Origin of the sequence: Qipengyuania sp., assembly GCF_042095715.1 — a bacterium.
Lineage (GTDB): Bacteria > Pseudomonadota > Alphaproteobacteria > Sphingomonadales > Sphingomonadaceae > Qipengyuania.
The window spans coordinates 46063-57012 of record NZ_JBELMO010000011.1; the positions used below are offsets into that span (position 1 = coordinate 46063).

Genomic DNA, 10950 nt, shown 5'->3' on the forward strand with positions numbered 1-10950 from the left:
GCAAAGGAGAGACGGCCATGTACGAGTACACCAAGTTCTACATCGACGGCGAATGGATCGACCCGGCGAAGGCAAACACAATGCCGGTCGAAAATCCCGCTACAGAGGAGACTATCGGCCATATCTCGCTTGGCAGCGCAGCCGACGTCGACAAGGCGGTTGCCGCCGCCCGCCGCGCTTTCGAAAGCTGGCAGTTTTCTTCGCGCGCAGAGCGGCTCGACCTGTTGAAGGCGATCGGTGCCGGGATCGAGAAGCGCCGCGAGGATCTTGCCAAGGCCGTCAGCGAAGAGATGGGCGCACCGATGTCGCTGGCCAGCGGACCGCATGTTGGCCTGCTCGGCGGCCATCTTCAGACCGCGATCAAGATCCTGGAAGATTTCCAGTTCGAACGGCAAGACGGAAATACGCTCCACCTTTTCGAACCGGTTGGCCTCGTCGGGATGATCACGCCATGGAACTGGCCGCTGAACCAGATCGCCTGCAAGGTCTTCCCCGCCCTTGCCACCGGCAACACCATGATTCTCAAGCCGTCGGAGATCGCACCCTTCAATGCGGCCATCTTTGCGGAGATCATGCATGAGGCTGGCGTGCCCAAAGGCGTATTCAACCTCATCAACGGTGATGGACCGGGCGTCGGCACCGCGATCAGCGGGCACGAGGATATCGACATGGTGAGCTTCACCGGCTCCACCCGCGCCGGGATCGCCATCGCCTCCAATGCTGCCCCCACGGTCAAGCGTGTGGCGCAGGAGCTGGGCGGCAAGAGCCCCAATATCGTCCTCGACGACAGCGCCTTCGCCAAGTCGGTGGCCAAGGGCACGGTCGGCATGATGGGCAATTCGGGCCAGACCTGTACCGCGCCCAGCCGCATGTTCGTGCCCCACGCCCGCATGGAAGAGGCCAAGGCCGTTGCGAAGGAAGCTGCCGAGGGGGTGATCCCGGGCGACCCCAAGGGCAATGCCGCCATCGGCCCCGTCGTTTCCAAAACGCAGTGGGACAAGATCCAGGGCCTGATCGAGAAGGGTATCGAGGAAGGCGCGACACTGGTCGCAGGCGGTCCGGGCAAGCCCGAGGGGCTGGAAACCGGGCATTATGTGAAACCCACCGTCTTCGCGGACGTCACGAACGACATGACTATCGCGCGCGAAGAAATCTTTGGGCCCGTGCTCTGCATCCTGGGCTATGAAGACCTCGACGATGCCGTGCGTATCGCCAACGACACCGAATACGGTCTCGCCTCCGCCGTTTCGGGCGAGGACATGGATCAGGCCAAGGCAATCGCCCGCCGGATCCGGGCTGGCCGAGTGGCCATCAACGGCGGCTACGATATGATGGCAGCCTTCGGTGGCTACAAGAAATCGGGCAATGGCCGCGAGTGGGGCAAGTTCGGCTTCGACGAGTTTCTCGAGGTCAAGGCGGTGATGGGGGCGCCCGCTTAGTGGCAGGGCGCTTCTACGACGAATGGGAGATTGGCGACCGAATCGATCACGAGATCCGCCGCACCGTTACCGAGACGGACAATCTCCTCTTCACCACGATGACGCACAACCCGCAGCCGCTCCACCTCGATGTGGAGGCGGCGCGGGACAGCGAATTCGGGCAGATCCTGGTCAACGGCACCTTCACCTTCGCGCTGATGGTAGGCCTGAGCGTGGGTGAAACCACGCTCGGCACCTTGGTCGCCAACCTGGGCTACGAGAAGCTGGTCATGCCAAGTCCCGTTTTTCTGGGAGATACCTTAAGGGCCACCAGTGAGGTGATTGCGCTGAAAGACAGCAGATCGCGGCCCGACGCCGGAATCGTTACCTTCCGCCACGAATGCCTGAACCAGCGTGACGAGATCGTGTGTCGTTGCGAGCGAGCGGCTCTGCTGAAGCGCCGCGACCCGTGATGGGACCCCTGTGGATCTAAGCACGTTGAAGTGCGAGGATGCAGGATGGCGATAACAAATCTGGGCATGATGAGCCCGCGAGCGTCGAGGAGGTCCTGGGCGACCTTGACGAGCTTGCCGCGCATCATGAGCAGGTCTGTATCGGCGACGTGCTCGACGACTTCGGCGAACGCAGCTTCGGCCCGTTCATCCTGATCCCCGCCTTGATCGAAGAATCGCCCGTCGGGGCCATTCCGGGCGTCCCGACCTTTCTCGCCGTGGTGATCGCGCTGACCGCGGCGCAGCTGTTCGCGGGGCGCGACCATGTCTGGATGCCGCAGATCATTCAAAAACGCGCGGTCTCGGGAAAGAAGTTGCACAAGGCGGTGGGAAAGCTTCGCGGGATTGCTCATTGGCTGGACGAGCATAGCCACGGTCGCCTGGAAAATCTGGTCGATGGCTGGTGGCTGAAGGGGGCGGCGCTGGCCGTGATCGCGCTTTGCTGCACGGTCCCTCCGCTCGAATTCCTCCCCTTTGCCAGTGCAGCGCCGATGTTCGCCATTGCGATTTTCGGTCTGGCACTGACAGTGCGAGACGGTCTGTTCATGGCCATCGCCATCGGCGTCGCGCTGGCCGCAGTTGCGATCGGCGCCTACCTCCTGCTGACCGGCGGCGCCGGCTGACCGGCTGGTTCGGTTACACTGTGCGACATATTGGGGCTTTCCTTAATGCTCCTAAACTTGTCATTCATCCCCTGGCGCCTACATTACAGGGGCATGATAAGGACTGCGCGTAAATGAGCGATAACCAGCCCGGTGATCCTGAAGGCGGGAACCAGAACCCGTGGATTAAGAGCCTGATGATTTGGGGCGGGATTTTTCTCGCCCTTCTCGTCGTGGTGTCCGTGTTCGGGGGCGGCAATCGCGCCCCGGGCGAGGCGATCGGCTATTCGGATTTCCGCAAGCAGGTTGCCGAAGGCCAGGTGCGCGACGTTCAGATTTCGCCAGACCAGATTACCGGAACCCTGACCAGCGGTCAGCAGTTCTCGACCGTTCCCGTCGCCAACGACACGGAACTGACCGGTCTGCTTGACCAGAACAATGTCTCCTACTCCGGCGCCGCCAAGGAGGAGATGAGCGTATTTACCTATATCCTCATCCAGTCGCTGCCGTTCGTGTTGATCCTGGGCATCGCGTTCTTCGCGCTGCGCCAGGTGCAGAAAGGCGGCGGAGCTGGCGGCGCGATGGGCTTCGGCAAGTCGAAGGCCAAGATGCTGACCGAAAAGCAGGGCAAAGTCACCTTTGCCGATGTCGCCGGCATCGATGAGGCGCGCGAGGAACTGGAAGAGATCGTCGAGTTCCTCAAGGACCCGAATCGCTTCGCCAAGCTTGGCGGCCAGATCCCCAAGGGTGCGCTGCTGGTCGGCAGCCCCGGTACCGGTAAGACGCTGCTGGCCCGCGCAATCGCGGGCGAGGCGGGCGTGCCGTTCTTCACCATTTCGGGCTCCGACTTCGTCGAGATGTTCGTTGGCGTCGGCGCCAGCCGCGTGCGCGACATGTTCGAACAGGCCAAAAAGAACGCGCCCTGCATCGTTTTTATCGACGAAATCGACGCTGTGGGCCGCCATCGTGGCCACGGACTGGGCAATTCGAACGACGAGCGCGAGCAGACGCTGAATCAGCTTCTGGTCGAGATGGACGGATTCGAAGCCAACGAAGGAATCATCATCATCGCGGCCACCAACCGGCCCGATGTGCTCGACCCCGCGCTGCTGCGTCCGGGCCGCTTCGACCGTCAGGTCGTGGTGCCGGTACCCGATATCGAAGGGCGTGAGAAAATCCTGGCCGTGCACATGAAGAAAGTGCCGCTGGCCCCGGACGTCAACCCTCGCACGATCGCGCGTGGCACGCCGGGCTTTTCGGGCGCGGATCTCGCCAACCTCGTGAACGAGGCGGCGCTGCTGGCGGCGCGGCGCAACAAGCGCCTGGTGGCCATGCAAGAGTTTGAGGACGCCAAGGACAAGGTCATGATGGGCGCGGAACGCCGCAGCATGGTCATGACCGACGACGAGAAGAAGATGACCGCCTATCACGAAGCCGGCCACGCGCTCGTCAGCCTGAACGAGCCCGCGTCGGACCCGATTCACAAGGCCACGATCATCCCGCGCGGTCGTGCATTGGGTATGGTGATGCGCCTGCCCGAACGCGACAGCTATTCCTATCATCGCGACAAGATGCACGCGAACCTTGCCGTGGCCATGGGTGGCCGCGTGGCGGAGGAAATCATCTTCGGTCACAGCAAGGTGTCCAGCGGCGCTTCCGGCGATATCCAGTATGCCACCGATCTGGCGCGCAACATGGTGACCAAGTGGGGCATGAGCGACAAGCTCGGACCGCTCCAGTACGAGGAAAGCCAGGAAGGCTATCTGGGTATGGGGCAGACGGCGCGGACAATGGGCGGCAGCGAGACGAACAAGCTGATCGATGCCGAAATCAAGGAATTGGTCGAAGGCGGTCTTGCGCGCGCGCGGGAAGTGCTGACCGAGCAGGAGGATAAGCTGCACCTGTTGGCGCAGGCCATGCTCGAATACGAAACCCTGACCGGCGAAGAGATCAAGGCGCTGATGGAGAACGGCAAGATCAATCGCGATTCGGATGCCGGCTCCGGTCTGGTGGTTCAGCCGGTCCGCGGATCGGCCATTCCCAAGGCGGGCAAGCGCTTCGGCGGCGAAGGGGCTCCGCAAGGGGCGTAATCGCAACCGGCATCTCGTAAGCCGTTGTTCATCCCCCGGTCCGCAATCGGGGTTTGCAACGGCGGGAGTGAGCGGGATGTGGTTCAAGACAAGTTTGATTACGCTTGGCGCGCTTGCAGCCATGCCTGCATTTGGGGCTCCGGGCGATGCGAATGCAGATGTCTTCTACCGGGATGCGCAGGCTCTCATGGCCAAGGGCGTGGGTGCGATGTTCGACAAGCGCACCAAGCCGATGATGGCTGAAATGAAAGCAGCCGGACTCGCGGCGAAGACCGAGAACCAGGCGGCTACAGCTCGGGGCAAGCCCCTCTATTGCGTCCCTGAGGCGCAACGGAAGAAAGGCTTGGACGTGCAGCGCATCATAGACATGATCGGCCGTATTCCAGCAGAACAACGGCGCGCCATGACCGTCAAAGCCGCCTGGCGATCGGCACTGATACGTGAGTATCCGTGCTAAGGGTGTCTTTTGCGGAAACAAATAGAGAACGCGCGCGTTGAATTGGCAAAGGAGAACGCCATGACGACTGTTGCGAAACCGACCGACCACCCAAAGTCCGAGCCCGTGGGAAATGCCGTCAAGGATCCGGAGAACTGGACGACCGGCGATGAGGCAATGACGGGCGCTCAGGCAAGCTACCTCAAGACATTGAGCGAAGAGGCGGGTCAGCCCGATGCTTACGAAGAAAACCTCAGCAAGGCCGAAGCGTCAAAGCGGATCGACGCTCTGCAGGATGCCACCGGTAGAGGGGAGAGCTAAACCGATGTCCGCCGGCATATCGACCGACCGGGTGAGAGTCCGGTCGGTCCGCAATCGCACAGTTCGCTAAAAGCTCCATCATACCGCGCCCAGCAGGAGCAGGATGTTGAGGAATAGCGTCAGGATCACGGTGATGAACACCAGCAGCACCAGCAATCGCCAGACCGTAGACAATCGCCGTAATCCATAGGCGCCCCTGAGATGCCTATAGATGTGATACAGCGGGATCATGGTCCCGGCAGTGGCCAGAATGGTCGCAGATACACCCGCCGCGCCCAAAAGCGAAAGCACCACGAACAGCAACGACATGAACGCCAGCGAATAGGTGATGAAAATCGCGTGATCATAGACCTTCACGCCCCGCTTCCAGACGAACAGCAGCCATACGAAGGGCAACGACAGCGGAATCAACAGCCAGCTGAACTTGTAGCTGTTGGATTGGAGCTTGTAGAGCATCAGTCCGGGGTTGCGGTTCCATTTCTCGATCCCGTGATCGAGGAATGGGACCCCCGTCTTGAAGTTGTTCGGGGCGTAGGGGCTGGCATTTGCGATTGAATCTTTGGCAATCGCGAAGCCTTCGAGAGCCTCGTCGATTTCGCGCAGTTCCTTTTCCGTTTCTTGCCGGTCGGGATCGTCTTTGGGCATCGTGCGGAGCTCGTCGCGCACACTGTCGCGCCGTTCCAGGGCTTCGAGACGCAATTCTTCCATGCTGTGCTGGACGCCTTCGCCCGTCGTGATGTCCGTCGGCGGCCCAATGCCAACGGCCTGAAACACACCGAACATCAGGAAGACCGAGAACAGGAATAGCGCCATGGGCGAGACGAATTTCGCGCGCTCTCCATGAACGTAGCGGCGCGTCAGCTCTCCCGGCTTCCAAGCCAGCATGGGCAGGGTGCGCCAGGTCTTTCCCTCCATGTGCAGGACACCGTGCGCGATATCGTGCCACAGCGCCCCTAGCGTGCGGTGCAGATGCGCGGGCTGTCCGCACTCGTGGCAATGCGGTCCAAGGAGCTGCGTATTGCAGTTAAGGCAGACGGTTTCGTGAAAGTGGCCTTCGCCTTCGCGCCCTGGTTTGCCTTGCTTGGAAATGGCACGCGCGAACAAGCCGCCCTCCGCGGCCGTGCCCAATGCCTCGCCAATACCGGTCATCAATCACGTGCCCCCGTGCCCTATGTGGTGGGAATAAACGGTGAGGCCTTCCCACGCAATCGCGGGAAACCGGCTACTTCTGCCTGCGCTGCGAAAGCTTGCGTTCGATGGCCCGCCATAACGTCGCGATGTCGCGCGCAGGAGGGCTGCCTGGAGCGAACGAGCCGATCGGTCCGCGTTGAACGGCACATTGCTCAAGCAGGCTGGCCTGGGGGATTACCGGCCAATCAGGGTTGGCTTCGATCGCTTCTCGGTGGAGCGTGCGGCGTCGGTCGACCATCGAAAGAACGGGCAGCATCGGCGGATGCGACTTGCCCGAGCCCTTCACCTCTTCAGCCACCAGTGCGAAAGCACGAGAGGATAGGGGCGAAGGAGGCAGGGGCACGATCACCACATCGGCGGCCCGCATCGCCTGCGCGCTGACCTCGCTCAGCACCGGCGGGCAATCCAGCATGATTCGCGCATAATCCTTGCTCAACGCGCCGGTGAGCTTGGCCAGGCGGCGCTTCTTGCCGATGGCGACAAGCTGCGAATCGAGCGTCCACAGGCTCCGATCGGCGGGCAGGATATCGAGGCCGGGGAACCGCGTTTTGACAATCTGCTTGGCGGGAGCGCGATCGCGCGAGATTACCCTATCCGCAGTCTTGGTGGTCTTGGGATCCACTCCAAGAAGGAAGGCGGCTCCGCTGGCGGCATCGAGGTCCCAGAGCAGGGTCTTCCAGCCACTGGCCTGGCTGGATTCCCAGGCAAGATTGGTCGCAAGCGTGGTTTTGCCGACCCCGCCCTTTACGCTGTAGATTGCGATAACGGCCACCGGGCGAGACACCTCCGTGAGACTGGCAGCACAGCCGCCAATGCCCAGGTTATGCCATGCCTTGCAGCCGTCTCAAGCGCAGATAAGAAAAAGGCCGCCCAGAGGCGGCCTTGTATCTAGAATTCCGATCGGGCGATCAGCCCTCGTAATCGCCGCCGATCGACGTCGAACGCGCGGGCGCGGCGGCAGTAATCCGCAGCGCCTCTGCCGACTGGCTCAGCGAGCCGACCTCGTCCGCATCGTCCTCGTCGTCCGGCAGGATCTTCTGCAGGTTGAGGACTGCCGATTCGTGCAGTTCCTTGGGCTTTACCGTCTGCTCTGCAATCTCGCGCAGGGCGACGACCGGATTCTTGTCCCGGTCACGCTCCAGCGTGATCTCCGCACCTCCCGAAATCTCCCGCGCACGCTGGGCGGCAAGCAGAACGAGATCGAAACGGTTGGGAACCTTGTCGACGCAATCTTCGACGGTGACGCGCGCCATGCAGCACTCCGGATAAAACGTGGGTGTCGGAAAGGCTGGTCAGTTAGGGAGTGCGGGGGCACAAGTCAAGATTTGCACCGGCGTGCGGGCCAGATATGGCGATGGCCATGGCCGAACCCCCACACGAAGGCGAAATTGAATTTCGCGACCCCGAACCCTTTGAGGCGGAGGCGGCTGGACAGAAGCTGAGCTTCTATCCTGCCGGTGCAGACCGGCGCGCGGCGATGATCGCACTTCTTCGATCCGCCACGACCTCCCTCAAGCTCGCATTCTATATCTTCGCGGAAGATGGTGTCAGCACGGAGGTTCGCGACGAACTGGTGTTCGCGGCACGGCGCGGGGTCGAGGTGACGCTGATCATCGACCGGTTCGGAGCTTCGGCAAGCGACGAATTCCTGCGCCCGCTAAGGGACGCTGGCGGCGATCACCGTTGCTTCGGCCAGCGCTGGTCTCAGCGCTATCTGGTTCGCAACCATCAGAAGATGATTATTGCCGACGACACGCGCGCGATGTTCGGCGGTTTCAATATCGAAGACGATTACTTCGCGCCGCCCAGCGAGAACGGCTGGAACGATCTGGCCATCGGCATCGAGGGGCCAGCCGTGGGCGGCCTAGTGGAATGGTATTCCAAGCTGGAGGCATGGACAGGCCCCGATCGCCCCGGATTTCGCGCGATTACTCGCGCCGTGCGAAGCTGGGATTGGAAGGCGGGAGACGCGCGTTGGCTGGTGGGCGGGCCGACCCGGGGCCTGTCGACCTGGGCTGGATGCGTGACCGAGGACATGCGGCATGGGGAGCGGCTCGATATTTTCATGGCCTATTTCTCGCCGCCCAAGAAGTTGCTGCGCGATATCTGCAAGATCGCGAAGAAGGGCAGCACCCGGCTTCTGATGGCGGGGAAGAGCGATAACAACGCCACGCTGGCCGCCAGTCGGTCGCTTTATAGCGGCCTGTTAAAAGGCGGAGCGAAGATCTGGGAATTCACGCCCTGCAAGCTGCACACCAAGCTGATCGTCCTGGACGATGTGGTGTATCTGGGCAGCGCGAATTTCGACATGCGGAGCCTCTACATCAATCTGGAACTGATGCTGGCAGTGCGCGACGCCGCGCTAGCCGACAGGATGCGCCAATTCGTGACGCATCACATCGAAGCCTCCGAAGCCATCACGCCCGAGGTGCAGAAAAAGCGGGCCACGCTGTGGAACCGCATCCGCTGGAAAGCTGCTTGGGTTCTGGTTGCGGTGCTCGATTACACGATCAGTCGCAGACTCAATCTGGGGCTCTAAATGGAATTGGAACGAGGCACAGGGTCGATCCGTTGGGGGCGCATGCAACGTCTTATTCTCGCCGCCGCATCGCTTGCCCTAGCCACTGCCTGCGCGGACAGCAGCCCCGCAGACGCTGATGTCGAGGGGGCGGAGCCGGTGACTGGCCCACTCGTGGCGACCACGCCACCGCCATCGCCCGGCGGAGGCGCCACCGGGCCGCAAGGTGGCACATTGGTACCCCAGGCTATCGAAACGGGCGACATGAACGCCGTCGATTTGAAAGGCGAACTGGGATGCACCTTCGCGCCGGGCGACGGTGAAAAACCATTGCTGTTCGCAAGCAGCTCCGTCGACCACAAGGCTGCTTCGCAGGCTGCCGTGAAACTGGGTGGAACTGTCGAGCGACTCGAGACCAAAACCACTGGTGGATTCGACGCCCTCATCAAGGGGGCGCAATTCACAGGTGCCAACGGCCTTGCCGCCGATGTCGTGCGGACCGAATCCAAGCCCATGACCGAAACGCCGCAGATCGCCATGGAGTCGCCGCGCTATTCCGGAAGGCTCGTGCTGAGCCGTGCCGGTCAGCAGCTCTCGATCGACGGCATCTGGGAATGCGGGCCTTAGGCCTGACGGATCATTCCATGCCCCAGTCGCTGTAATCCCTTTTGCTGGGGCTGGAGAACTTGGTGATCTCGCTTTGAAAGATGAGCGGCACCGGCCCGGTCGAACCGTGACGCTGCTTCGCCACGATCAGCGTCGCCTTGTTCTTGAGCTCGAGATATTTGCTTTCCCAGATTGAATATTTTTCCTGCGACTCCACGGATGACTCCGGGGTCGGGAAGTCCGGCCGACTTGCCTCGTGATAATAATCGGCGCGGTAGATGAACCACACCATGTCGGCGTCCTGCTCGATCGATCCCGATTCGCGCAAATCCGAAAGCTGAGGGCGCTTGTCCTCGCGCTGCTCGACGGCACGACTGAGCTGGGACAGCGCGATCACCGGCAATTCCAGTTCCTTGGCAAGTGTCTTCAGGCCGCGACTGATTTCGGAAATTTCGTTGACGCGGTTGTCGTTGGCACGTCCGGAACCCTGCAACAGCTGGAGATAGTCGACCACGACCAGCCCGATCCCATGCCGCCGCTTGAGCCGCCGCGCCCGGCTGCGCAGCGCGGCGATGGTGAGGGCGGGGGTATCGTCAATGTAGAGCGGCAATTCGGCGAGGCGCTGGCTGGCAAAGCTCAGCTTCTGGAACTCGTCGCGGGTGATCTTGCCCGAACGCAGGTTCTCCGATGAAATCTCCGCCTGTTCGGCAAGAATACGCGTGGCCAGCTGGTCGGCGCTCATTTCCAGGCTGAAAAAGGCGACCGGCGCGCCATAATTGAACGGACCGCCGTCGCGCTGATGATCGAGATGCGCCTCCGCACAGTTGAACGCGATATTCGTAGCAAGTGAAGTCTTGCCCATGCCCGGTCGTCCGGCGAGGATGACTAGGTCCGAATCGTGCAGGCCCGCGATCTTCTCGTCCACCGTCGCGAGCCCGGTGGTCTTGCCCGACAGGCCGCCGCCCGACGCCATCGCCGCTTCTGCAAGCTTGAGCGCAACCAGAGAGGCGCTGCGGAAATCGGTTGCTTGGCTGCCTCCACTCTCCCCTTCGGCGACCTTATAGAGTTCGGCCTCAGCCTGAGCGATTTTCTCGAGCGGCTCGACGTCTGTCGAGGTGTCGAGCGCCGTCTCCACCAGGCCGCGCCCCACGCCCACGAGCTGCCGCAGCAGCGCGAGGTCGTAGATCTGCTGGGCGAGTTCGCGTGTCGCGAGCAGCCCCTGACCGTCGGCAGTAAGCTGCGCCAGATAGGTTGTA

At 61.9% G+C, this 10950-nt stretch carries 12 protein-coding genes; 8 read left to right on the forward strand and 4 right to left on the reverse strand.

The annotated features are described in order from the left end of the window. Window positions 1-17: 17 nt before the first annotated feature. The 6 genes from ACFDTG_RS04785 (at window position 18) to ACFDTG_RS04810 (ending at window position 5379) form a co-directional block, all read left to right on the forward strand. Window positions 18-1439, forward strand: coding sequence for an aldehyde dehydrogenase family protein (locus ACFDTG_RS04785; RefSeq protein ID WP_375289874.1), 1422 nt, complete (start codon window positions 18-20; stop codon window positions 1437-1439). Next, a complete protein-coding gene (locus ACFDTG_RS04790; RefSeq protein WP_375289875.1) occupies window positions 1439-1891 on the forward strand; it encodes a MaoC family dehydratase in 453 nt (150 codons plus the stop codon). Before ACFDTG_RS04785 ends, ACFDTG_RS04790 begins: the two co-directional genes overlap by 1 nt. A gap of 38 nt (window positions 1892-1929) precedes the next feature. After that, entirely contained in the window at window positions 1930-2553 is a 624-nt protein-coding gene (locus ACFDTG_RS04795; protein WP_375289876.1) for an exopolysaccharide biosynthesis protein, read from the forward strand. 113 nt (window positions 2554-2666) lie between these two features. Then, a complete protein-coding gene (gene ftsH / locus ACFDTG_RS04800; RefSeq protein ID WP_375289877.1) occupies window positions 2667-4622 on the forward strand; it encodes an ATP-dependent zinc metalloprotease FtsH in 1956 nt (651 codons plus the stop codon). A 76-nt stretch (window positions 4623-4698) separates the two neighbouring features. Next, window positions 4699-5079: a hypothetical protein gene (locus tag ACFDTG_RS04805; RefSeq protein WP_375289878.1), complete on the forward strand. Its 381-nt coding sequence runs from the start codon at window positions 4699-4701 to the stop codon at window positions 5077-5079. A gap of 60 nt (window positions 5080-5139) precedes the next feature. Then, a complete protein-coding gene (locus ACFDTG_RS04810) occupies window positions 5140-5379 on the forward strand; it encodes a DUF3072 domain-containing protein (RefSeq protein ID WP_375289879.1) in 240 nt (79 codons plus the stop codon). Between the two features lie 78 nt (window positions 5380-5457). Here ACFDTG_RS04810 and ACFDTG_RS04815 read toward each other — a convergent pair whose 3' ends face one another. From ACFDTG_RS04815 to rpoZ, 3 genes are all read right to left on the reverse strand, one after another. After that, entirely contained in the window at window positions 5458-6528 is a 1071-nt protein-coding gene (locus ACFDTG_RS04815; RefSeq protein WP_375289880.1) for a DUF3667 domain-containing protein, read from the reverse strand. A gap of 73 nt (window positions 6529-6601) precedes the next feature. After that, window positions 6602-7342, reverse strand: a complete 741-nt coding sequence (locus tag ACFDTG_RS04820) for a ParA family protein (protein ID WP_375289881.1) — start codon at window positions 7340-7342, stop codon at window positions 6602-6604. 136 nt (window positions 7343-7478) lie between these two features. Beyond that, the gene (gene rpoZ / locus ACFDTG_RS04825; protein WP_375289882.1) at window positions 7479-7823 is read right to left on the reverse strand and encodes a DNA-directed RNA polymerase subunit omega; all 345 of its coding nucleotides are present in this window, start codon (window positions 7821-7823) and stop codon (window positions 7479-7481) included. A gap of 107 nt (window positions 7824-7930) precedes the next feature. Between rpoZ and ACFDTG_RS04830 the strand changes: the two genes are divergently transcribed. Together ACFDTG_RS04830 and ACFDTG_RS04835 are read left to right on the forward strand one after the other, a co-directional pair. Then, window positions 7931-9109, forward strand: a complete 1179-nt coding sequence (locus ACFDTG_RS04830; protein ID WP_375289883.1) for a phosphatidylserine/phosphatidylglycerophosphate/cardiolipin synthase family protein — start codon at window positions 7931-7933, stop codon at window positions 9107-9109. 42 nt (window positions 9110-9151) lie between these two features. Beyond that, a complete protein-coding gene (locus ACFDTG_RS04835) occupies window positions 9152-9715 on the forward strand; it encodes a hypothetical protein (RefSeq protein ID WP_375289884.1) in 564 nt (187 codons plus the stop codon). 10 nt (window positions 9716-9725) lie between these two features. On the opposite strand, the gene ACFDTG_RS04840 is transcribed toward ACFDTG_RS04835, so the two are convergent. Further along, window positions 9726-10950 (reverse strand): replicative DNA helicase (locus ACFDTG_RS04840; RefSeq protein WP_375289885.1); only part of this gene is annotated, 1225 nt, incomplete at its 5' end.